This is a genomic window from Pseudomonas sp. FW300-N2F2, assembly GCF_017351655.1.
GTDB lineage: Bacteria > Pseudomonadota > Gammaproteobacteria > Pseudomonadales > Pseudomonadaceae > Aquipseudomonas > Aquipseudomonas fluorescens_AA.
This window is the reverse complement of the sequence record NZ_JACNDQ010000003.1, coordinates 1,227,705-1,247,751: the sequence shown is the minus strand read 5'-3', so window position 1 is coordinate 1,247,751 and position 20,047 is coordinate 1,227,705. Positions and strand designations below refer to the sequence as shown.

General features: G+C 59.3%; 26 protein-coding genes. 10 read left to right on the top strand and 16 right to left on the bottom strand.

Annotated features, from left to right (window positions below):
* The first annotated feature begins 51 nt into the window (after window positions 1-51).
* The 5 genes from rimO (at window position 52) to tsaA (ending at window position 4,355) form a co-directional block, all read left to right on the top strand.
* Entirely contained in the window at window positions 52-1,392 is a 1,341-nt protein-coding gene (gene rimO / locus J4E63_RS26255) for a 30S ribosomal protein S12 methylthiotransferase RimO (RefSeq protein WP_003198379.1), read from the top strand.
* 237 nt (window positions 1,393-1,629) lie between these two features.
* The gene (locus tag J4E63_RS26250; RefSeq protein ID WP_207283754.1) at window positions 1,630-2,103 is read left to right on the top strand and encodes a GNAT family N-acetyltransferase; all 474 of its coding nucleotides are present in this window, start codon (window positions 1,630-1,632) and stop codon (window positions 2,101-2,103) included.
* 83 nt (window positions 2,104-2,186) lie between these two features.
* Window positions 2,187-2,897, top strand: coding sequence for an rRNA pseudouridine synthase (locus J4E63_RS26245; protein WP_060738941.1), 711 nt, complete (start codon window positions 2,187-2,189; stop codon window positions 2,895-2,897).
* 59 nt (window positions 2,898-2,956) lie between these two features.
* Entirely contained in the window at window positions 2,957-3,418 is a 462-nt protein-coding gene (locus tag J4E63_RS26240) for a DUF1456 family protein (protein WP_053182473.1), read from the top strand.
* Between the two features lie 238 nt (window positions 3,419-3,656).
* Entirely contained in the window at window positions 3,657-4,355 is a 699-nt protein-coding gene (gene tsaA / locus J4E63_RS26235; protein ID WP_207283753.1) for a tRNA (N6-threonylcarbamoyladenosine(37)-N6)-methyltransferase TrmO, read from the top strand.
* 203 nt (window positions 4,356-4,558) lie between these two features.
* Here the strand turns inward: tsaA and fpr are convergent, their stop codons facing one another.
* Complete coding sequence (gene fpr, locus J4E63_RS26230; RefSeq protein WP_003184787.1) at window positions 4,559-5,338, bottom strand: ferredoxin-NADP reductase; 780 nt, start codon at window positions 5,336-5,338, stop codon at window positions 4,559-4,561.
* Between the two features lie 121 nt (window positions 5,339-5,459).
* Between fpr and J4E63_RS26225 the strand changes: the two genes are divergently transcribed.
* Window positions 5,460-6,386: a LysR family transcriptional regulator gene (locus J4E63_RS26225; protein WP_024617637.1), complete on the top strand. Its 927-nt coding sequence runs from the start codon at window positions 5,460-5,462 to the stop codon at window positions 6,384-6,386.
* Between the two features lie 4 nt (window positions 6,387-6,390).
* Here J4E63_RS26225 and J4E63_RS26220 read toward each other — a convergent pair whose 3' ends face one another.
* Window positions 6,391-6,753: a diacylglycerol kinase gene (locus tag J4E63_RS26220; RefSeq protein ID WP_053118952.1), complete on the bottom strand. Its 363-nt coding sequence runs from the start codon at window positions 6,751-6,753 to the stop codon at window positions 6,391-6,393.
* Between the two features lie 72 nt (window positions 6,754-6,825).
* Window positions 6,826-7,479 (bottom strand): response regulator transcription factor ErdR, encoded by a 654-nt coding sequence (gene erdR, locus J4E63_RS26215; RefSeq protein ID WP_207283752.1) that lies wholly within the window; start codon window positions 7,477-7,479, stop codon window positions 6,826-6,828.
* Between erdR and J4E63_RS26210 the strand changes: the two genes are divergently transcribed.
* Window positions 7,472-7,675: a hypothetical protein gene (locus J4E63_RS26210; RefSeq protein WP_207283751.1), complete on the top strand. Its 204-nt coding sequence runs from the start codon at window positions 7,472-7,474 to the stop codon at window positions 7,673-7,675. The genes erdR and J4E63_RS26210 overlap by 8 nt on opposite strands.
* Before the next feature lie 15 nt (window positions 7,676-7,690).
* On the opposite strand, the gene J4E63_RS26205 is transcribed toward J4E63_RS26210, so the two are convergent.
* Complete coding sequence (locus tag J4E63_RS26205; RefSeq protein ID WP_207283750.1) at window positions 7,691-8,437, bottom strand: tRNA-uridine aminocarboxypropyltransferase; 747 nt, start codon at window positions 8,435-8,437, stop codon at window positions 7,691-7,693.
* Between the two features lie 184 nt (window positions 8,438-8,621).
* Here J4E63_RS26205 and J4E63_RS26200 point away from each other — a divergent pair, with 184 nt between their 5' ends.
* Window positions 8,622-9,044 carry a quorum-sensing-regulated virulence factor family protein gene (locus J4E63_RS26200; RefSeq protein WP_003198359.1) on the top strand — a complete coding sequence of 141 codons (423 nt, stop codon included), beginning with the start codon at window positions 8,622-8,624 and terminating at the stop codon, window positions 9,042-9,044.
* Here the strand turns inward: J4E63_RS26200 and J4E63_RS26195 are convergent, their stop codons facing one another.
* Entirely contained in the window at window positions 9,045-9,239 is a 195-nt protein-coding gene (locus J4E63_RS26195) for a hypothetical protein (RefSeq protein WP_003198357.1), read from the bottom strand. It lies immediately after the preceding gene.
* A gap of 454 nt (window positions 9,240-9,693) precedes the next feature.
* Between J4E63_RS26195 and J4E63_RS26190 the strand changes: the two genes are divergently transcribed.
* A complete protein-coding gene (locus J4E63_RS26190; RefSeq protein WP_207283749.1) occupies window positions 9,694-10,812 on the top strand; it encodes a TIGR00730 family Rossman fold protein in 1,119 nt (372 codons plus the stop codon).
* Between the two features lie 47 nt (window positions 10,813-10,859).
* Here the strand turns inward: J4E63_RS26190 and recX are convergent, their stop codons facing one another.
* The 5 genes from recX to J4E63_RS26165 all read right to left on the bottom strand — a co-directional run bounded on the left by recX (window position 10,860) and on the right by J4E63_RS26165 (window position 14,101).
* A complete protein-coding gene (gene recX / locus J4E63_RS26185) occupies window positions 10,860-11,327 on the bottom strand; it encodes a recombination regulator RecX (protein WP_053118941.1) in 468 nt (155 codons plus the stop codon).
* 8 nt (window positions 11,328-11,335) lie between these two features.
* Window positions 11,336-12,388 (bottom strand): recombinase RecA, encoded by a 1,053-nt coding sequence (gene recA / locus J4E63_RS26180; protein ID WP_003198351.1) that lies wholly within the window; start codon window positions 12,386-12,388, stop codon window positions 11,336-11,338.
* 83 nt (window positions 12,389-12,471) lie between these two features.
* On the bottom strand, window positions 12,472-12,972 hold the full coding sequence (locus J4E63_RS26175; protein ID WP_103308739.1) for a CinA family protein: 501 nt from the start codon (window positions 12,970-12,972) through the stop codon (window positions 12,472-12,474).
* 71 nt (window positions 12,973-13,043) lie between these two features.
* Window positions 13,044-13,559 carry a lysis system i-spanin subunit Rz gene (locus J4E63_RS26170; protein ID WP_207283748.1) on the bottom strand — a complete coding sequence of 172 codons (516 nt, stop codon included), beginning with the start codon at window positions 13,557-13,559 and terminating at the stop codon, window positions 13,044-13,046.
* Complete coding sequence (locus J4E63_RS26165) at window positions 13,556-14,101, bottom strand: glycoside hydrolase family 19 protein (RefSeq protein WP_207283809.1); 546 nt, start codon at window positions 14,099-14,101, stop codon at window positions 13,556-13,558. Before J4E63_RS26165 ends, J4E63_RS26170 begins: the two co-directional genes overlap by 4 nt.
* Window positions 14,102-14,377: 276 nt before the next feature.
* On the opposite strand from J4E63_RS26165, the gene J4E63_RS26160 reads away from it, so the two are divergent.
* Window positions 14,378-15,217: a lipopolysaccharide biosynthesis protein gene (locus tag J4E63_RS26160; RefSeq protein ID WP_259334250.1), complete on the top strand. Its 840-nt coding sequence runs from the start codon at window positions 14,378-14,380 to the stop codon at window positions 15,215-15,217.
* On the opposite strand, the gene J4E63_RS26155 is transcribed toward J4E63_RS26160, so the two are convergent.
* The 6 genes from J4E63_RS26155 to J4E63_RS26130 form a co-directional block, all read right to left on the bottom strand.
* Entirely contained in the window at window positions 15,214-15,660 is a 447-nt protein-coding gene (locus tag J4E63_RS26155; protein ID WP_207283747.1) for a phage tail assembly chaperone, read from the bottom strand. The two genes, J4E63_RS26160 and J4E63_RS26155, sit on opposite strands and share 4 nt — an antisense overlap.
* Complete coding sequence (locus tag J4E63_RS26150; protein ID WP_207283746.1) at window positions 15,661-16,560, bottom strand: phage tail protein; 900 nt, start codon at window positions 16,558-16,560, stop codon at window positions 15,661-15,663.
* A 119-nt stretch (window positions 16,561-16,679) separates the two neighbouring features.
* Window positions 16,680-17,240, bottom strand: a complete 561-nt coding sequence (locus J4E63_RS26145) for a tail fiber assembly protein (RefSeq protein WP_207283745.1) — start codon at window positions 17,238-17,240, stop codon at window positions 16,680-16,682.
* 7 nt (window positions 17,241-17,247) lie between these two features.
* Window positions 17,248-18,348 carry a tail fiber protein gene (locus J4E63_RS26140; protein ID WP_207283744.1) on the bottom strand — a complete coding sequence of 367 codons (1,101 nt, stop codon included), beginning with the start codon at window positions 18,346-18,348 and terminating at the stop codon, window positions 17,248-17,250.
* 27 nt (window positions 18,349-18,375) lie between these two features.
* Window positions 18,376-18,885 carry a phage tail protein gene (locus tag J4E63_RS26135; protein WP_207283743.1) on the bottom strand — a complete coding sequence of 170 codons (510 nt, stop codon included), beginning with the start codon at window positions 18,883-18,885 and terminating at the stop codon, window positions 18,376-18,378.
* A complete protein-coding gene (locus J4E63_RS26130) occupies window positions 18,882-20,045 on the bottom strand; it encodes a phage tail protein (protein ID WP_207283742.1) in 1,164 nt (387 codons plus the stop codon). The genes J4E63_RS26135 and J4E63_RS26130 overlap by 4 nt, the downstream gene beginning before the upstream one ends.
* Between the last annotated feature and the right edge of the window lie 2 nt (window positions 20,046-20,047).

Sequence of the window (20,047 nt, the reverse complement as noted above, 5' to 3'; positions counted from 1 at the left end):
CCAGGCGCCCTGTCTCGGCAAGAGACGATCCCCCCTACACCGAGGTTAGACATGTCCACCACTACCGCGCCAGCCAATCCGAAGGTTGGCTTCGTATCCCTGGGTTGCCCGAAGGCTCTGGTCGACTCCGAGCGCATCCTGACCCAGCTGCGCATGGAAGGCTATGACGTCGTGTCCACGTACCAGGACGCCGACGTGGTCGTGGTCAACACCTGCGGCTTCATCGATTCGGCCAAGGCCGAGTCCCTGGAAGTGATCGGCGAAGCCATCAAGGAAAACGGCAAGGTCATCGTCACCGGCTGCATGGGTGTGGAAGAAGGCAACATCCGCAACGTGCACCCAAGCGTGCTGTCCGTGACCGGGCCGCAGCAGTACGAGCAGGTGGTCAACGCCGTGCATGACGTGGTGCCACCGCGCCAGGACCACAACCCACTGATCGACCTGGTGCCGCCACAAGGCATCAAGCTGACCCCGCGCCACTACGCCTACCTGAAGATTTCCGAAGGCTGCAACCACAGCTGCAGTTTCTGCATCATCCCGTCGATGCGCGGCAAGCTGGTGAGCCGTCCGGTGGGCGATGTGCTCGACGAGGCCCAGCGCCTGGTCAAGGCCGGCGTCAAGGAGCTACTGGTGATCTCCCAGGACACCAGCGCCTATGGCGTCGACGTGAAATACCGCACTGGCTTCTGGAATGGCGCGCCGGTGAAAACCCGCATGACCGAACTGTGCGAAGCCCTCAGCACCCTTGGCGTCTGGGTCCGCCTGCATTACGTTTACCCGTACCCGCATGTCGACGAACTGATCCCGCTGATGGCGGCCGGCAAGATCCTGCCGTACCTGGACATCCCGTTCCAGCACGCCAGCCCGAAAGTCCTCAAGGCCATGAAGCGCCCGGCTTTCGAAGACAAGACCCTGGCCCGCATCAAGAACTGGCGCGAAATCTGCCCGGACCTGATCATCCGCTCGACCTTCATCGTCGGCTTCCCCGGCGAAACCGAAGAAGACTTCCAGTACCTCTTGGACTGGCTGACCGAAGCCCAGCTCGACCGCGTTGGCTGCTTCCAGTATTCCCCTGTGGAAGGCGCACCGGCCAACGACCTGGACCTGGACGTGGTACCGGACGACGTCAAGCAGGACCGTTGGGAACGCTTCATGGCGCACCAGCAGGCCATCAGCTCGGCGCGCCTGCAAATGCGCATCGGCCGTGAAATCGAAGTGCTGGTGGATGAAGTGGACGAGCAAGGCGCCGTGGGCCGCTGCTTCTTCGACGCGCCGGAAATCGACGGCAACGTCTTCATCGACAACGGCAGCAACCTCAAGCCAGGGGACAAGGTCTGGTGCAAGGTGACCGACGCCGATGAATATGACTTGTGGGCTGAGCAAATCGGTTGATCTGCCGCGCTTTACAGGCTGCTGCAATACCTGTGGGAGCCGAGCTCGCTCGCGATAGCGGTGCATCAATCAGCATGAATGTTGGCTGACACGACGCTATCGCGAGCAAGCTCGGCTCCCACAAGTTCTTTCATCGCCGAAAAATTGAAAAGCCTCGCCATCCTCACAGGATGCGGGGCTTTTTTACGGCTATCGTATGGAGAAACCCAGCACATCCAGCACAAGGAACAGGCGGACATGCGCCAGCATTCGGTCATCCATACACCGAAACCGAGCGATTACCAGGAACTGACCCAGGTTTGGGAAGCCTCGGTGCGGGCCACCCATGAGTTTCTGCCAGACAGCTACATCGAACTGCTGAAGAACCTGGTGCTCACCCGTTACCTGGATGCGGTGATGCTCATTTGCACCCGGGACGCGCGCCAGCGGATCACCGGTTTCGCCGGTGTCGCGGCTGGCAAGGTCGAGATGCTCTTCATCGACCCGCAACACCGTGGCCAGGGCCTGGGCAAGCTGTTGCTGCGCTATGCCATGGAACACCTGAACGCCGATCAACTGGACGTCAACGAACAGAACCCGCAAGCCTTGGGCTTTTACCTCAAGCAAGGCTTCGAAGTGGTCGGGCGCTCGGCAAAAGATGGCATGAACCAGCCCTACCCACTGCTGCACATGCGCTACAAGCAGCCCGACCTGAAGGCCGGACGCGCCTAAAAGCTGCATGAGGCAAATGGACCCGCGATTAACCGGCCCCAGGCAGGTACAATGCCCACCCTCTTTTTGTTACGGCCCCCGTCATGACTGACCCGATTCGTCTCTCCAAACGCCTCATCGAACTCGTCGGCTGTTCCCGTCGCGAGGCTGAGCTGTTCATCGAGGGCGGCTGGGTCACCGTGGATGGCGAAGTGATCGACGAGCCGCAGTTCAAGGTAACGACCCAGAAGGTCGAACTCGACGCCGAGGCCAAGGCCACCGCGCCAGAGCCGGTGACACTCCTGCTGAACGTCCCGGCGGGCATGGACGTAGACACCGCGATGGCCTCCCTCGGCCCGCAGACCCTGAGCGAAGAACATCGCTTCGGCAAGCGGCCGCTCAAGGGCCATTTCCTGCGCCTGACCGCCAGTGCCGATCTGCAAGCCAACGCCAGCGGGCTGCTGGTGTTCACCCAGGATTGGAAGATCTTGCGCAAACTCACCGCCGACGCCGCCAAGATCGAGCAGGAATACGTGGTGGAAGTCGAAGGCGACATGGTCGCCCATGGCCTCAATCGCCTGAACCATGGCTTGACCTACAAGGGCAAGGAGCTGCCGGCAGTCAAGGCCAGCTGGCAGAACGAGAACCGCCTGCGCTTTGCCATGAAAAACCCGCAGCCCGGCGTAATTGCTCTGTTTTGCCAGGCGGTCGGGCTCAAGGTCGTCGCCATTCGCCGCATCCGCATCGGCGGCGTGTCCATCGGCAAGGTGCCGCTGGGCCAGTGGCGCTACCTGTCTGCCAAAGAGAAATTCTAATTTTTTCCGGCGCCGCACCGAACGCAGGCGCCCACTGCCGATTGATCAGGACTGCACACATGATTCACAACGACGTACTGCGCAGCGTGCGCTACATGCTCGACATCAGCGACAAGAAAGTCATCGAGATCATCAAGCTGGGCGGCCTGGACGTCTCCCTGGCGGACCTGGCGGGCTACCTCAAGAAAGACGAGGAAGAAGGCTTCGTGTTCTGCCCTGACGAGGTCATGGCGCATTTTCTCGATGGCCTGGTGATCTTCAAGCGTGGCAAGGACGAAAGCCGTCCGCCGCAGCCGATCGAAGTGCCGGTGACCAACAACATCATCCTCAAGAAACTGCGGGTGGCCTTCGAGCTGAAGGAAGACGACATGCACGCCATCCTCAAGGCCGCCGAGTTCCCGGTGTCCAAGCCGGAACTGAGCGCGCTGTTCCGCAAGTTCGGCCACACCAACTACCGCCCGTGTGGCGACCAATTGCTGCGCAACTTCCTCAAGGGCCTGACGCTGCGCGTTCGCGGCTGACTTTGAAGGACAGCTGAATCCTGAAAACTTTTGTTTTGAAGAACCGCTGAATCCTGGGGGCTTTTGTGGCGAGGGAGCTTGCTCCCGCTGGACGCGCAGCGTCCCCTCGCGGTGTGTCAGACAACACCGGGGGGCTGCTTCGCAGCCCAGCGGGAGCAGGCTCCCTCGCCACAGAGAACAGTGCCAACCCCGCCCCTCGCGTTATGATGCCCTTTCAACCTCGCCTCGATCCCAACCCATGACCTACAGCGTCTCTCCCATCGGCTTCGTCCGCTCCTGCTTCAAGGAGAAGTTCGCCATCCCCCGCCAACCGCAACTGGCTCCGGCCGCACGCGGTGTGCTGGAACTGGTGGCGCCGTTCGACCAGGGCGAGGCGGTGCAAGGCCTGGAGCAGGTCAGCCATGTCTGGCTGCTGTTCCTGTTCCACCAGGCCCTGGAGGACAAGCCACGCTTGAAAGTGCGACCGCCACGCCTGGGCGGTAACAAGTCCATGGGCGTGTTCGCCACCCGCGCCACCCATCGCCCCAACGGCATTGGCCAGTCGGTCGTGAAGCTGGAACGGGTCGAAGCCGGGCGCCTGTGGCTCTCGGGTATCGATTTGCTGGACGGCACGCCGGTGCTCGACATCAAGCCCTACGTGCCCTACGCCGATATCATCGACTCGGCCTCCAACAGCATCGCCAGCGCCGCGCCTGAGTTGATTGCGGTGCAATGGGCGGACACCGCCCTGGTTCAAGCACACGAGCATGCCAAGCGCCTGGAAGAACCGTTGGTGGAGTTGATTGAACAATGCCTGGCCCAAGACCCACGCCCGGCGTACCAGATTCCCACAGCCGAACGGGAATACGGTGCGCAGTTCTGGGATGTGGACGTTCGCTGGCATTACCCGCAACCGGGGGTGATCCGGGTATTGGAAGTCGTTCCTGCCGTTAAATAAAACCCGGGAACGAAAAAGCCCGCGCGGCCTTTATCAGGCGGCGCGGGCTTTTTTATGCTGTGTCAGTTGGACCGAGTCGCTGCCATCGCGAGCAAGCCCGCTCCCACATTGGGTCTGTTGTGAACAGAGAATCTGTGTTCAATGAACATCCCTTGTGGGAGCGAGCTTGCTCGCGATGGCGATCTATCAGTCACCACAACAGCTTACTTCTCTACAAACGCCCGCTCGATCAGGTAGTCACCCGGCTCGCGCATACGCGGCGAAACGGTCAGGCCGAAGCTGTTGAGCACTTCACTGGTCTCGTCGAGCATGCTCGGGCTGCCGCACAGCATGGCGCGGTCGTCCTGCGGGTTGATCGGTGGCAGGCCGATGTCGCGGAACAGCTTGCCACTGCGCATCAGGTCGGTCAGGCGGCCCTCGTTCTCGAACGGCTCGCGCGTCACGGTAGGGTAGTAGATCAGCTTGTCACGCAGGGCTTCGCCGAAGAACTCGTTCTGCGGCAAGTGCTCGGTGATGAATTCGCGGTAAGCGACTTCATTGACGTAACGCACGCCGTGGCACAGGATCACTTTTTCGAAACGCTCGTAGGTTTCCGGATCCTGGATGACGCTCATGAACGGCGCCAGGCCGGTACCGGTGCTGAGCAGGTACAAATGCTTGCCAGGCTTGAGATCGTCCAGCACCAGGGTGCCGGTGGGTTTCTTGCTGATGATGATCTCGTCGCCTTCCTTCAGGTGCTGCAGCTGGGAAGTCAGCGGACCATCGGGCACCTTGATGCTGAAGAACTCGAGATGCTCTTCCCAGTTCGGGCTGGCAATCGAGTAAGCGCGCATAAGCGGGCGGCCGTTGGGCTGTTGCAGGCCGATCATCACGAACTGACCGTTCTCGAAGCGCAGGCCCGGATCGCGGGTGCACTTGAAGCTGAACAGAGTGTCGTTCCAGTGATGAACACTGAGGACACGCTCGTGGTTCATGTTGCTCATGTACGGGGACTCCTGGGAATGATGCCTGCGCCGATAATCTGCGCAATTGCATCGCATTCTAATGGCGGCGACAATATCTGTTAAATGGATTATTAAGATAAGGGTTATCGGTTATATCGATATGCGATTTACTCTACGTCAACTTCAAGTCTTCGTCGCCGTCGCCCAGCAAGAAAGCGTGTCTCGCGCTGCGGGCCAACTCAACCTGTCGCAGTCGGCGGCCAGCACCTCCATCACCGAACTGGAGCGGCAATCGAGCTGCCAGCTGTTCGACCGTGCCGGCAAACGCCTGAGCCTCAATGCCCTGGGCAAACAGCTGCTGCCCCAGGCAGTGGCGCTGCTGGACCAGGCCAAGGAGATCGAAGACCTGCTCAATGGCAAGTCCGGTTTCGGCTCACTGGCGGTCGGTGCGACGCTGACCATCGGCAATTACCTGGCGACCTTGTTGATCGGCGGGTTCATGCAGCGCCATCCGGAAAGCCAGGTGAAGCTGCACGTGCAGAACACTGCCAATATCGTGCACCAGGTTGCCCACTATGAAATTGATCTGGGTCTAATCGAAGGCGACTGCAGCCATCCGGACATCGAAGTGCAAAGCTGGGTCGAGGACGAACTGGTGGTGTTCTGCGCCCCTCAACACCCACTGGCCAAGCGCGGCCAGGCGACCATGGAAGAATTGACCCATGAAGCCTGGATTCTGCGGGAACAGGGTTCGGGCACGCGACTGACTTTCGACCAGGCCATGCGCCACCACCGCAGCGCATTGAATATCCGCCTGGAGCTGGAACACACCGAAGCGATCAAGCGCGCCGTTGAATCCGGCCTGGGCATTGGCTGCATCTCACGCCTGGCCCTGCGCGACGCCTTCCGCCGCGGCAGCCTCGTCGCGGTGGAAACACCGGACATGGACCTGGCGCGGCAGTTCTATTTCATCTGGCACAAACAGAAGTACCAGACCTCGGCCATGCGCGAATTTCTCGAATTGTGCCGGGCGTTCACCGCCGGGGCCCAGCGCAGCGACGAAATCGTGCTGCCGGCCATTGCCTGAGCCGTTACAGCAGGATCAGGCCCCACACCAACGCGATCATCGTCAGGGCGACGAACTGGGCAGCGCTGCCCATGTCCTTGGCGTTTTTCGACAACGGGTGCAGCTCCAGGGAGATGCGGTCGATGGCCGCCTCCACCGCCGAGTTGAGCAATTCCACGATCAATGCCAGCAGGCACACAGCAATCAGCAGCGCCTGTTCGACACGGCTGACGTTCAGGAAGAACGACAACGGAATCAATACGACGTTGAGCAACACCAACTGACGGAAAGCCGCTTCGCCGACAAAAGCCGCGCGCAGCCCGTCCAAGGAATAGCCGGAGGCGTTGAGGATGCGTTTCAGGCCGGTCTGGCCTTTAAAAGGTGACATAGAGTGAGCAACTGATCGAAAAGGAGTGGAGAAACTAATTCAAACCCGGTCAAAAAAGCGTGAAGCAGCGCATTAAGTCTGCGGCGAAATTGACTCAAGTTGTTGCAGCAGAAGGGCCGCCTGGGTCCGGGTGCGTACGTTCAGTTTACGGAAGATCGCCGTGACGTGGGCCTTGATAGTAGCCTCCGACACGTTCAGTTCATAAGCAATCTGCTTGTTCAGCAGGCCTTCGCAGACCATGGTCAACACTCGAAACTGCTGCGGCGTAAGGCTGGCCAGGCCCGCGCTGGCGGCCTTGGCCTCTTCGGACACGCTCACGGCTTCAAACGCCTGGGGCGGCCAGCAGACATCGCCGTCCAGGACCGCCTTCACGGCCTTTTGAATCATTTCAAGGGAGCTGGACTTGGGGATGAAGCCACTGGCGCCGAACTCCCGGGCCTTGACCATCACTGACGCTTCTTCCTGGGCCGAGACCATGACCACGGGGATCTGCGGGTATTGGCCGCGCAACAGCACCAGCCCTGAAAAACCATAGGCACCGGGCATGTTCAGATCCAGCAGCACCAGGTCCCAATCGGACTTCGCCGTCAACTGGACCTCCAGTTCCGCGATACTGGCCACTTCCGTCAATCGGACATCCGGGCCAAGGCCCAGGGTCACCGCCTGATGCAACGCGCTGCGAAAGAGCGGGTGGTCATCGGCAATCAGGATTTCGTATGTGGCCATTTTTCAAATGATCCTGTTTTTAATGGCAGGCCCGAAGCATTCGCGCCTCGCCAAGACAACTCAAGACATCGCCCTGCGGCGGCATCCACAGGGCACGTGCAACGCCAAACATGACGTTTCAACACGGGCGGCGCCCTGGTCGGCGCCAAGCATGCCCAGCGAAGCCGGGGTGGTCAAGCAGCACGGCCGCCCCTGAGTCCAGTATGGGCCACTATTGAGCCAATACCGTGTGCGGTGTACGAATGAAGGGTCGCAACTCGGCATGGGCCGGGGTCGATACGTTGACCTCCTGCTGGCCCTTGGCGCCCAGGTAATGCTGGCTGAACACATCGAAATAGGCATCCAGGGCCGACGCGGCGTCGCTGTCCCCCGCCAACTCCAGACACAACGCCGCCACTTCCGCAGTGCACAGGTGCTCGCTACGGGTCGAACGACGCAAACGGTAGCGCGACAGTTTGTCGGGCAGCAGGCTCAGGATCGGCAGCCGGTCGAAATACGGGCTTTTACGGAAAATCTTCCGCGCCTCCGTCCAGGTCGCGTCCAGCAGAATGAACAACGGGCGTTTGGACTGATCGAGGTCCACCGTGTGGGTGACCCGCGATGGCTCGACGTATTCACCCGGAAACACCAGGTACGGCTGCCATTGCGGATCGTTCAGCAACGCCAGCAGTTGCTCATCGATCTCCGTGCGCGACCAGATGAAGGCATGGTTGTCGCGCACCACATCGGCGATCAGCCAACCGGTGTTGCTCGGCTTGAACACTTCCTTGTTGGTCATGATCAGGCAGACCCCGGAACGGGTTTCGACGCTCGGACGCCAGGCGCACAGGCAATGGCTCTCGATCACCCGGCAGGCGCTGCAACGGGGGGCGCGCCAGCCTCGGGCCTGGATCGGCTTGATCCCTTCATCGATGCGCTGGTCGCGCAGGCGGGCTACGGCGTTAGGGGCGTGATTCATCGTGGGCGACGCCGACAGACAGGAAAACTCGACACGAACAACACTCGGCAGGGCAATAAAGGCCGGCAGTCTACCAGAGCGCACGAGCCTGTACCGTCCACCCGGGCTCCCCTATAATCCCCGACCACTGAACGCACAGTCATGTGATCGGTCGAACCACCAGTCACTGAACCAGGAGAGTTTCATGCTGCGCCTTATCGTCCCTACCGTTGCCGTTCTGCTGGCGACGTCCTTCAGCGCTCAGGCTGCCTCGCTGAAAGAACTCGAACTGAACAAGATGCTGCAGAACGTTGCCAAGGAAAGTAGCGTCGGTACGCCGCGGGCGATCAACGAAGACATTCTCGACCAGGGGTATACCGTCGAAGGCACCGAGCTGATCAACCACCTCAGCGTGCAAAGCAGCCATGCCCAGAAAATGCGCGCCGATCCGAAGGCCGTGTATTTCCAGCTGGGCTCCACGGTGTGCACCAATCCGGGCTTTCGCAAGTTGATGGCCAAGGGCGCGACAATGCGCTACGAATTCACCGAGGTTAAGACCAACCGCCCGGTCGCGACCGAGCGCTTCCAGGAATCGGATTGCCCGAAACCCGCCAAGACGAAGAAGTAATCAACCCGAGCTTGCGCGCCGCTGCTCATCGTCGGCGCGCAATTCCGCTACCAGCGCCTGCAGGTAGCGCGAGCGCCATGCCCGCCCTCCCAGTCGACGACAGCATTCCTCCTCAAGACTCACTCGATTGGCCTGCGCCGATTCCAACAGCATCAAGTACAACTGCCTGTCGAGCTCCAGAGTCACCCTGGTCATCTCTCCCGCCTCCATGCCCGTCCGCTTCAATCCATCACGTAGCACCAGCCCTGAGCGCCAAATTGCATTGGCACGCTTGTTATCAGTAAATCAGAGCGGCACACACCCGGGCGGCAATCTGACGAGCGGCGCTATATTGAGGTGCACTTATCCAGCGGTTGCCAACGGTCACTTTTGAGCGCCATGATCAGGACAGCAAAGATCGGCTAGATTCAGAAGTATTCTGAGTATTTGCATCGGGCAGAAAGAGGCTGCCCAGCCAACACCTTGGCGTGCTTGTTTTCATCAAAAGGGAAAAACAGAACCCGCTGGATGGCTTGGTCGCCCTGCTGCAGACCGCGTCAAGCCAGGTCAACCTCCAGGCAGCTGCCTGGGCTGACGACGACACACGAAGTGTCGTGGCCCTGATGAATCTCTCATCCGGGCCAGGGTCCTGTTAAGAAGGAGAAGTTGAATGCCTTATAAACCGAATGACCTGCTCAGTCGTCATTTTGAGAACCACGGCCACGACCTCACCCGCAAGGTCGAAGAACAACTCAACCTGGTGTCTCCCAACAGCCCCAACCTCCCCATTTACCGTGACATGATCCTGACAGTGCTGCGCATGGCCCAGGAAGATCACAACCGCTGGAATGCCAAGATCACGTTGCAGACACTGAGGGAATTGGAACACGCCTTCCGTACGCTCGAACAATTCAAGGGCCGGCGCAAGGTCACGGTTTTCGGCTCGGCCCGAACGCCTATCGAACATCCGCTGTACGGCCTGGCCCGAGAGTTGGGCGCTTCGCTGGCCCGCTCGGACATGATGGTCATCACCGGTGCCGGCGGTGGCATCATGGCCGCTGCCCATGAAGGCGCGGGGCGTGACCATAGCCTCGGATTCAATATCACCCTGCCTTTCGAACAGCACGCAAACCCGACCGTTGAAGGCACGTCGAACCTGCTGCCGTTCCACTTCTTCTTCACCCGCAAGCTGTTTTTCGTCAAGGAGGCCGATGCACTGGTGCTCTGCCCTGGCGGTTTCGGCACGCTGGATGAGGCGCTGGAAGTCCTGACGCTGGTCCAGACCGGTAAAAGCCCACTGGTACCGGTGGTCCTGCTGGATGTTCCCGGGGGCAAGTTCTGGCAAAGCGCCCTGGACTTTATCCGCGAGCAGCTGGAAGAAAATCGCTACATCCTGCCCACCGACATGAAGCTCATGCGCCTGGTGTACAACGCCGAAGAGGCCGTGGAGGAGATCAATCAGTTCTACCGCAACTTCCACTCCAGTCGCTGGCTCAAGCATCAGTTCGTGATCCGCATGAATCACAAGCTAAGCGAACAGGCACTGCAGCAGATGCAGGTAGATTTCGCCGACCTGTGCCTGAACGATTGTTTTCATCAACATGACTACAGCGGTGAAGAGCACGACGAGGCCCGGTTCAGTCATCTGACACGTCTGACGTTCACCTTCAACGCCCGCAATCATGGTCGCTTGAGGGAATTGGTGGACTACATCAACCTGCCGGAAAACTGGGCCCAACCCGCCCAAAAGCCCCACCCCCTTACCTGGGAGCCGATCAAGGTAACCTGAGCCCATAAAAAAACGGCCCGCTATCGAAATAGCGGGCCGTTTTCTAATTAATCATCCATGCCGCGACCGCTGAACAAGCGGTTGATCATTTCCATGGAGTAGCCTCGGTACGCCAGGAAACGCCCTTGCTTGGCTCGCTCTCGTGCATCGATGGGCAAATGCCCTGAGAACTTGCGACGCCAGGTGTCCGTCAGTTGCTCCTGCCAATCGATACCGCTTTCGCGCAAGGCGAGTTCGATATCCGGCCGTTGCAAACCGCGCTGGCCCAGCTCCTCACGAATGCGCAAAGGACCGTAGCCGGAGCGGGCGCGATAAGCGACGAAGCTTTCCAGGTAACGGGATTCCGACAGCAGGCCCTCTTCAGTCAAACGGTCGAGGGCCGTGTCGATCAATTCGTCGGGCGCGCCGCGCTGACGCAGTTTACGCGTCAGCTCGACCCGACCGTGCTCGCGCCTGGCGAGCAGGTCCATCGCGGTTCGCCGCACCGCGACGAGGGTATCGAGTACGGCGGTCATCGGATCGATCAGATGTCAGCGTCAGCCAGATCGTCAGCGGTCTCGCGATTAGCCACGGACTTGACGTCTGCAACCGGGCTCAACAGCTTGTCACGCAATTGCTTCTCGAGAGCAGCGGCGACTTCGGGGTTATCCGCCAGGAACTTGGCCGAGTTGGCCTTGCCCTGACCGATCTTGGTACCGTTGTAGGCATACCAGGCGCCCGACTTCTCGACGAAACCGTGCAACACACCCAGGTCGATCATCTCGCCATTGAGGTAGATGCCCTTGCCGTAAAGAATCTGGAACTCGGCCTGACGGAACGGCGAAGCCACCTTGTTCTTCACGACCTTGACGCGGGTTTCGCTACCGACAACCTCATCACCCTCTTTCACCGCGCCAGTACGGCGGATGTCGAGGCGAACCGAGGCGTAGAACTTCAGTGCGTTACCACCGGTGGTGGTTTCCGGGCTGCCGAACATCACGCCGATCTTCATACGGATCTGGTTGATGAAGATCACCAGGCAGTTGGCGTTCTTGATGTTACCGGTGATCTTGCGCAAGGCCTGGGACATCAGGCGAGCCTGGAGGCCCACGTGCATGTCGCCCATTTCACCTTCGATTTCAGCCTTTGGCACCAGTGCCGCCACGGAGTCGACGATGATCACGTCGACCGCGTTGGAACGCACCAGCATGTCGGTGATTTCCAGGGCCTGCTCGCCGGTGTCCGGCTGGGAAACCAGCAGGTCGTCGACGTTGACACCCAGTTTGCCGGCATATTCCGGGTCCAGGGCGTGTTCGGCGTCGACGAAGGCGCAGGTCGCGCCGGCTTTTTGGGCCTGGGCGATCACGGACAGGGTCAGTGTGGTTTTACCGGAAGACTCAGGACCGTAGATTTCAACGATTCGGCCTTTTGGCAGACCGCCGATGCCAAGCGCAATGTCCAGGCCCAGGGAGCCGGTGGAGATGGAAGGAATAGCCTGACGGTCCTGATCGCCCATACGCATTACGGCACCCTTGCCGAATTGACGTTCGATCTGACCCAAGGCCGCAGCCAAGGCTTTCTTCTTGTTGTCGTCCATTAAAGTCCTCACGTAATCAATAAGGCCTGACGGCCAACACCTGTATAAGTAGCCAGTATTATTCCACAGCGATTGAGGATCGCCTACCCCTGATTTGAGATTTCTACAGCGGCATGTTGCAGCAGCCCCTCTAGCGCGGCCTTCACCGTTTGTCGGCGGACCTCGTCGCGGTTGCCTGCAAAGAAGCGCTGCTCGCTGATCAGCGTCTGGCCAACGGCCCAGGCGAGCCATACGGTGCCCACCGGCTTGCTCGGCGAGCCCCCGTCCGGCCCGGCCACCCCGCTGACCGCCACGGCAAAACGCGCCAGGCTTTTGCGCTGGGCGCCTTGTGCCATGGCCTCGACCACCTCGCGGCTGACCGCCCCGACCTTCTCGAACAACTGGGCCGGCACCTCCAGTTGCTGGCTTTTCTGGCGATTGGAATAGGTGACATAACCGGCCTCGAACCAGGCGGAACTCCCCGGAATCCGGGTAATCGCCTCGGCAATCCCGCCGCCCGTACAGGACTCGGCCGTGGTGACGTGGGCATTGAGCAACTGCAGGCGCCTGCCCAATTCAGCGGCCAGTTCGGTAATGTCGTCCATGGTGCTCTCCTGATTCCCCACGATTGAGGCCTACCGTACACGAGCAGTCGACGCTTGCAAGGCTCGCCGGATTACCGACCCAGCGCTCTGATATAGGCTTGACAGGCCTGCAAGGCAATCAGTCCGCGATCACCGGCGTCGGTGATGGCGATAATTCGTTGAGCATGCGCCGGGTCAAGTCGGGCGCGTGGGGCGCCATGATCCAGGCCGCCGGCGCCGGTGGCGGCAGGCACTGCACAACCGGCGGCAACATCGTTGGCGTCGAGGAGGACTGACAGCCGGACATCGGCAGTAGCAAGGCGATCGCGCAGGCGATCCTGGTCACGTTGGGCATCGCTCAAGGCTCGGTAATGGGTTTGTTCACTGGCGGACAGCTGCCGCTCCAGGGCCAGGCGCCTGTCGGCTTCATGCTGCTGCGAAGCGGCCGCTGCGAGGGTCAATTGATTCAGGGTCTCGGCCTGTAGCCTGGCTTGCTCCGCCAAGGTGTTGCCATAGCGCCAGTCCTGGACTTTCCACGTCACACCAGCGGCCGCCAGCGAAAGCGCCAGCCCGATCGCCGGAGCGAACCGTAGCAGGAGCGGGCTCATTCGAGCACCTTCAGCGCTTGTGCATACAGGGCTCGACGATCTGCCGCGCCATTCTGGCCGCCATTGATCCGCTGGGTAATCTTGTCGAAGTGCCCTGCATCAGCCAGGGCATTGAGCCCATTGATCGACCAGAACCAGGCCGCCGAATGTGCAGCCCACTGCGGTTGCTCCAGCAACTCGGGGGCATTGACCAGATCCAGGCCCAGCGCCTCACCACAGGCCTGGTAGTTGGCCCGGCCGGTAATCTGGATCAAACCCCGGCCGCGGTACTTCAGGCCATCGCCATCCGCCTCGGGCGTATTACCCAGGCGCAGGGCCAGCGGGCCGGTGTCATATTTCGACAGGTAGACGGCGTTGCCCAACTCTCGTACATAACGCAACTGGCCAGACTCATGACCAACCTGGGCGAGGAACGCGGCGACACGCTTGGGGCCGACGATCTGGCGGCAGCCCATGGCTGCATTGAGGACAGGTGTAAAAATGCCGGCATTAGCGCCGGCATTGGGGAGGATACGCAGCAGTTGTGCCGGCGTGATGGGCATGGCGTTCTCCTTGACGCGTTTGACGAACATCGTCGAAAAATCCAATCTTAGCGATGGCGATGTTGAACCGGCATTGTATTCAGAGCGAAACTGCACGAAGCCGCGCTGAACAAAAAGCAACAATTTCAGTCGATTAGCAGATCGTAACCACCTGAAACACCTTGAGATATCGAGGGAAACCTGGAAGCCTCCCAGCATCCAACCCTACCCTTCAACGGCAAGGCGGCGTACTCGAATAATCCCTGCACAAACGATGATCTGAACAAGGAAAGACAGATGAACAAGGAAACGTCAAATAGATCGTATAGCAAGGATCCTCCCGCCTCCCTGCCAAGGCGAATCTCACCTGATGAACTGAGAAATACAAAAAACGGCCCCGTCTTTATTATCGCCTCAGGCAATTCGGCGAAGCATTTCCCCATCCATGAGTTTGCAGACATCCCGATGATCACCATGAATGGCGCCATATCGATGTTCGCCGACACCGATATAAAACCGTTCTTCTATGTCTGCTCCGATAATGACTTTCCACGTCAGCAACCCGAGCTGTTTGCCACGGCCATGGCGCTCAGCGAAAACGTTGCCTTATGGGAAGATCAATTCGAAGTCATTGAAACCCAGCCAAGCGGACGCACCCTGAGCCTGAAGAAAGCCCCAAGGGCCTCCTTCCTGACGACGTTGTTTGACAGAGAGGAGTCGCTCGTCCGGAAAACATCTTTCCTGAGCAAACGCAGCAAAGACATCGGCTTCAGCAAAAACATCGCCGCGGGCTGCTTCGATGCGCGAACCGTCATGTACCTGGCCTTGCAGGTCGCCTACCACCTGGGATTCAACAAGGTGTTCCTCGTAGGCTTCGACTTGAACCAGGTCGCAGGCCGATTCTATGAAACGGCCCAAGGCAAACGTTCACCCTGCGGCCTTGACCAGCACTATCACACCCGAATCCTGCCGTCCTTGAAGCTGATGGCGGACTCCGTCATCGACGAGCGCTTCCAGGTCTACAACTTATCCGCCACCTCCCGGGTTCCCACGCAAATCATCCAGAAAATCAGCGTCGATGATGCGAAGCGACTGCTTGCGTCATCCATGCTCAGACCATCGAAAACAGATTGTTAAAGTTGCCCGGCCAGCCAAGGCGGCGCGACCGGGCGATGTTCAACTTCCGGGAAAAACTCATCCTTCGGCCAATCCCTGAGCGCGCGACGGTAAGCTTGGAGCGCTGTGTATTGCGTCTGGTCCAGGGTTGTACCGCCTCCATCGTCCATTTCGTCGCGATCCCGGGCTATCAGGCGGTCGGTGGCCGTAAGCTGGCCGTTGCGCCAGGCGTATTCGTTCGCAGTAGCCTGCTCCACCGTCAGAGGAGGCGGATCCATGAGAATGGGGTAACCGTTGTCTGGGTTGACTGAGATTCTCTTGGGCGAAACAGCCAGTTGTTGAAGCAGCGAGAGCCAATAAGCCCGAGGGATTTCTATGACATCTTCGGGAATGTCTGAAGTATTGATACCCGGAACATAAGCCCCACAGGTACTTGGACTGAACAACACGCTCAATTCGTTCATTCAATAACCCTTCGCGAAATAAGTGACACCCCATCCAGCCGCTACTTGCCCTACATAGTTTCGGACTTTCAGACGTACGCCTTGCCGGGTGGCTGTTCCGCCCACCACGATCACGATGGCTGAATCGCCGCCCGCATGAGTCGCCACTGCCGAGACAAAGGCGTTGGGAAAGGAAATGGGAAAAGTAACGAAGACCTCGCCATTGGCATCGGTCGTACCGAAGCCCCACTGATCGATGTTTCCACTGGCATATTTCTGGTAACCCGGATTACCGAGCTGACCCGAAAACAACGAGGTGTACTTCAGCAGAATGGTGCCGCCGATCAACCGCCATTGGTTGTCCAGTTTGATGAACTCCGCTGTTTCACCCCGCCCCAGATCGATCGGTCCCAATGCCGCACTTGACGGACCTATCGTATCGGCAATCGAGGCCGTCGAAACGGTCACCACGCCGGTCCCCACATTGATAAGGTTGAGCGTAGCCCCATGCATGATTCCGGCAGTATCGGGCAACGTGGCGCTGATCGGCGTCGCACTAGCGAAACTGACGCCACCGCCGATGTGAGCCACTGTCAACGCGGTATTGGTCGCGTATGCAGTAAAGCCGGAATACTGGAGCCCGCTGCGTCTCACGAACTCCGTAGTCGCCACGGATCTGTCGTTGTCGAACTGTGGAGCGGTGGCGAATAACCCGCTGCCTCGCAATGCTGTCAATAACTGATTGTTCAGTTGTTCCGACGGCGTCAACCCGGCGGCTTGTATGACATTAAGCACCTCTTGCGTGACGCCATTCCCCCAACTGGCGGGGATCAATGATCCCGGCGTACCTGCCAGTGGATCCTCATCCACGAACCGGCCATTCACCAGACCCGCACTGGGAACACTTTTTGGATAATCCAAGTTCCTCTCCTTTAAATTTCAAACGGTCGAAAACGGCAATAGAAAGCCTCGCTGTTGACTCGTGCCAACAGCGCCTGGAAAAAAAGAGCGTTTTTTTAGTCGTCCAACCAGTAGTTGGTTTAAACAGCGGACTCAGGCGCGATTGGCCAGGTGATGTCGGTTGGAAAACCGGTTTGATGCTGGATGCGGTTCAATTCGACGCTGTAGAGCTTCCACTCCATCAACATCAGCTGTTCCTGGTCAGTGGCGTCGCCAATGTCTTCGGCGTACTGGAGGGGAGCGATTGTCTGAACCGTGTCCCGCAGCAGTTTGTCGCGCTTGGCTAACCCTTCGCGCTTGAGGTCGGCCAGTTTCAGCGTTTCATCAAAGACCCAGGCGTTATCACGCCATACGTAATAGTTACCGGGCCAGGGCTCGGCGGTGTACATTTCCGGCAATTCGCCGAACTCGTTCCATTGCAAATGAGCGCCGTTGTCCTTGCGATAAACCGCCCCCCGCCAGTCCACCATCTCTCGCGGAACGCCGTTCACCATGACCCATGAATGATGCTCTTGGGCAGCGGGTAATTCGAAGGAAAGCTGGATGCCGTTACTTGGGATTTGAATGCCCATGCCGGGGGTTACGAAAAGTTCTATCGGGCCAGATAGAACACCGGAGCCGTCAAACAGATAAATAAACATAATGGCCTCAGATCAGCTTGATTCGGGCGGGATAGGCGATGTTTCTAGGGCGAGTTTCAGTGCTGAAAATGCCGATGTTGCCTACAAGCTCCCCACTGGAAAAGAAAAGTGGATTGGGATACGTCGTACCGACTATCCCCGTTGCAGGAGCAGCATTAACGTCACGAGTCACGTCCCAAGAGCCATCAGCAATACCAGGCCCCGGACGATTGGCACTACCCGAACTGGTAGGCAAAAAGTGGTTGTGGCTTTCAAGGGCATACATTTGTCTGCTGCCCGCCGAACGATCAATATCCACCCCTCGGGCCTCATCCAACACGCGCAAGAACTCGCCACGAATATCGGGAAGTCGAAAGGTCGTCGCACCATCACCGCTAGTCCACGCACCTTCGTTCCCCGCTCTGGCAGCTTCGGTCACTAGCGCACCGGACGATTGCGCAAAGTCCCACAGCCACGGCCAATCGCTACGCACCAGCAAATTACCGTTAAGCACCGCATACCCACCGGGGATAACCTGGCGTGTGCACTCGAAGGAAATGCGTCCCAGCGCCGTCGAATCAAAGCGATTTACCGGCCACCAGACCCCAGCTTCGTCACTGCGCAAATGCCACCAGTCACCGCTACCCATCAACACCAAGAATGGGTAACCACTGGCTGCCAAGTGAGTGTGAAACCTAATCCTGTCAGTTCCGGCAGCGCGCACCGTCAGGCGGTTACCGCTGTTATCCACACGTCGCACAATCACATCGCGAACACCAAGCGCCGCGTTGGCTGCCGGCAGGGTTACAGTGTTCACACCAGCACTGGCATCGATCAGCACAAGTCCCAACTCCTCGGCAGTCAACACTTTTGAAGCCGACAACCGTGTAATCACCGAACGCATCGGGCTGCTGCGTCCAAGGATGGTTTGCAACGCCTTGATCAACTGCCCGGTATCCGCTTCGGAGGGTGTCATACCGGCCGCCGAGATCACGCCAAGGATTTCCTGGGTGACACTGTTGCCCCAGACCGCCGGAATCAGCGATCCAGGCGTGCCCGCCAGCGGATTTTCGTCCACGAACCGACCGCTCACCAGACCGACGCTGGGAACACTTTTTGGATAATCCATGTTTTGTTTCTCTCTATGAGATGGATATCACGCGCGAAGGCGTAGCGCCCGGATGGCCTCGAGTCCGTCATCAGCGGCTTGGGCGGCAAGATCCGCGTTACCTTTGGCGACGTGCGCGCGAATTTGCGCCTTGGCCTTGAGCCGCAGTTCGCGAAGCGCCAGCAGGTTCGCTTCAAATTCGGCGGCCTTGGCGAGCATCTGATCCGCCGCCTGCCTGGCTGTGCGCCCTTTGACGACCCACGCAGAAACGGCCAACGGGACGGCTTTTTTCGGATACCCCTGATCCTTGAAGGCCCGCGCTTCCAGGGCGGCTTGTTGGTATTCCAGAGCCCGCAACGGATCTCCGGCCATCGTGCGACGGGCGTTGTCGGCAGCGGTATCGACCTTGGCGCACAGGCGTTCGGCATCCTGGCGTAAATGCTCGGCGGCATTCTCTTCGCTAAGTACCCAAGTACCGTCCTCCCAGATATGGGCGGACGAAGGTGCAGGCGGGCGAAGTCCATCTTCGTACTGGTGCAGTTCTTGAATGACTTTCATCGGATCAGCTCCCAGGACAGGTGAACATTGATTGCATTGGTAAAGTTGACGGCGATACCCACGCTGTAATCCGTCAATGCCTGGTGCCCCTTGATCCCCATGCTTAATAGCAACTCATCACTGTCTGCATTGGTTGCGCCGAGTGTGTGCTCGGCCTGGTACGACTGCCAAAGCGAACGCAGCTGTGTATGGTCAAAACTGGCCGTGACCGTGGAGACGCTCACGTCATTGACGACGTTACTGGAGAACAGCACGCACATGGACGGACTGGCGGGGTTTGTCCACCCCCCGGGATTGTTGCCGGGTGTTGTCGCGACGGGAGACAGATAGCTGTAGTTGCCCCCAATCCACCCGGCCTGAACGAACGCCAGCGAAGTCACGGCACTCGGAGAGGGTGTCGGATTCCCCGCCACAAGCCGCGCCGCACGCGCATGCGGATCCAGCGGCAGATACACCACTCCGGTGCCATTCACCGTTTGCGTCCAGGTCAATTGAGCACGGTTGTAAATCGTGCGAATCGTTGGCAAGGAACCCGGCGCCCCAGTCATGACCCAGGCCAGGCACATGTCCAGGGAGGTGGACGCAAACCCGCCGCCGGACGCTCCGTTGACCGTACCCTTCAAGGATTCCGGCAAAATGTCATACAGGCTTCCACGCTGCATATAGAACGTCAGCACACCGCCGATGACCTGTGCTCGTAGAAAATAACTGGCGCTGGGCAACAAATCGGCGCTGCTCCAGCCCGCCGTCACGTAGGTACGTGATCGACCCAACCGTCCACTCACCACCTCTTGTCCGATGCTGATGTACACACCCGCCGGAATCGAGACACGGCCGCCGCTGGTTGACAGTGCCGTTGGCGTTATCGCCAGGCGGGCGTCCGCTGTTGCAATCGTCGGCAGCGGCAAGGCGGTGATCGGAAGCGCGAGGTCCTGGTTCCAGCCCTTGGCGGTGACCGACTGAATCGCCTCGAGCAACTGATCGTTCTGGGTTTCATCTGGCGTCAGATCTCCCGCCTTGATGACATTCACGATTTCCTGTGTCACCCCGTTTCCCCAAGCCGCCGGAATCAACGACCCCGGCGTCCCGGTCAGCGGGTTTTCATCCACGAACTTCCCACTCACCAGCCCGGCGCTGGGCACACTTTTCGGATAATCCATCG

Excerpts from the sequence above, each read along its gene's own strand:
- rimO (WP_003198379.1), top strand. The coding sequence starts at position 52 with ATGTCCACCACTACCGCGCCAGCCAATCCGAAGGTTGGCTTCGTATCC.
- J4E63_RS26250 (WP_207283754.1), top strand. The coding sequence starts at position 1,630 with ATGCGCCAGCATTCGGTCATCCATACACCGAAACCGAGCGATTACCAG.
- J4E63_RS26245 (WP_060738941.1), top strand. The coding sequence starts at position 2,187 with ATGACTGACCCGATTCGTCTCTCCAAACGCCTCATCGAACTCGTCGGC.
- J4E63_RS26240 (WP_053182473.1), top strand. The coding sequence starts at position 2,957 with ATGATTCACAACGACGTACTGCGCAGCGTGCGCTACATGCTCGACATC.
- tsaA (WP_207283753.1), top strand. The coding sequence starts at position 3,657 with ATGACCTACAGCGTCTCTCCCATCGGCTTCGTCCGCTCCTGCTTCAAG.
- fpr (WP_003184787.1), bottom strand. The coding sequence starts at position 5,338 with ATGAGCAACATGAACCACGAGCGTGTCCTCAGTGTTCATCACTGGAAC.
- J4E63_RS26225 (WP_024617637.1), top strand. The coding sequence starts at position 5,460 with ATGCGATTTACTCTACGTCAACTTCAAGTCTTCGTCGCCGTCGCCCAG.
- J4E63_RS26220 (WP_053118952.1), bottom strand. The coding sequence starts at position 6,753 with ATGTCACCTTTTAAAGGCCAGACCGGCCTGAAACGCATCCTCAACGCC.
- erdR (WP_207283752.1), bottom strand. The coding sequence starts at position 7,479 with ATGGCCACATACGAAATCCTGATTGCCGATGACCACCCGCTCTTTCGC.
- J4E63_RS26205 (WP_207283750.1), bottom strand. The coding sequence starts at position 8,437 with ATGAATCACGCCCCTAACGCCGTAGCCCGCCTGCGCGACCAGCGCATC.
- J4E63_RS26200 (WP_003198359.1), top strand. The coding sequence starts at position 8,622 with ATGCTGCGCCTTATCGTCCCTACCGTTGCCGTTCTGCTGGCGACGTCC.
- J4E63_RS26195 (WP_003198357.1), bottom strand. The coding sequence starts at position 9,239 with ATGACCAGGGTGACTCTGGAGCTCGACAGGCAGTTGTACTTGATGCTG.
- J4E63_RS26190 (WP_207283749.1), top strand. The coding sequence starts at position 9,694 with ATGCCTTATAAACCGAATGACCTGCTCAGTCGTCATTTTGAGAACCAC.
- recX (WP_053118941.1), bottom strand. The coding sequence starts at position 11,327 with ATGACCGCCGTACTCGATACCCTCGTCGCGGTGCGGCGAACCGCGATG.
- recA (WP_003198351.1), bottom strand. The coding sequence starts at position 12,388 with ATGGACGACAACAAGAAGAAAGCCTTGGCTGCGGCCTTGGGTCAGATC.
- J4E63_RS26175 (WP_103308739.1), bottom strand. The coding sequence starts at position 12,972 with ATGGACGACATTACCGAACTGGCCGCTGAATTGGGCAGGCGCCTGCAG.
- J4E63_RS26170 (WP_207283748.1), bottom strand. The coding sequence starts at position 13,559 with ATGAGCCCGCTCCTGCTACGGTTCGCTCCGGCGATCGGGCTGGCGCTT.
- J4E63_RS26165 (WP_207283809.1), bottom strand. The coding sequence starts at position 14,101 with ATGCCCATCACGCCGGCACAACTGCTGCGTATCCTCCCCAATGCCGGC.
- J4E63_RS26160 (WP_259334250.1), top strand. The coding sequence starts at position 14,378 with ATGAACAAGGAAACGTCAAATAGATCGTATAGCAAGGATCCTCCCGCC.
- J4E63_RS26155 (WP_207283747.1), bottom strand. The coding sequence starts at position 15,660 with ATGAACGAATTGAGCGTGTTGTTCAGTCCAAGTACCTGTGGGGCTTAT.
- J4E63_RS26145 (WP_207283745.1), bottom strand. The coding sequence starts at position 17,240 with ATGTTTATTTATCTGTTTGACGGCTCCGGTGTTCTATCTGGCCCGATA.
- J4E63_RS26140 (WP_207283744.1), bottom strand. The coding sequence starts at position 18,348 with ATGGATTATCCAAAAAGTGTTCCCAGCGTCGGTCTGGTGAGCGGTCGG.
- J4E63_RS26135 (WP_207283743.1), bottom strand. The coding sequence starts at position 18,885 with ATGAAAGTCATTCAAGAACTGCACCAGTACGAAGATGGACTTCGCCCG.
- J4E63_RS26130 (WP_207283742.1), bottom strand. The coding sequence starts at position 20,045 with ATGGATTATCCGAAAAGTGTGCCCAGCGCCGGGCTGGTGAGTGGGAAG.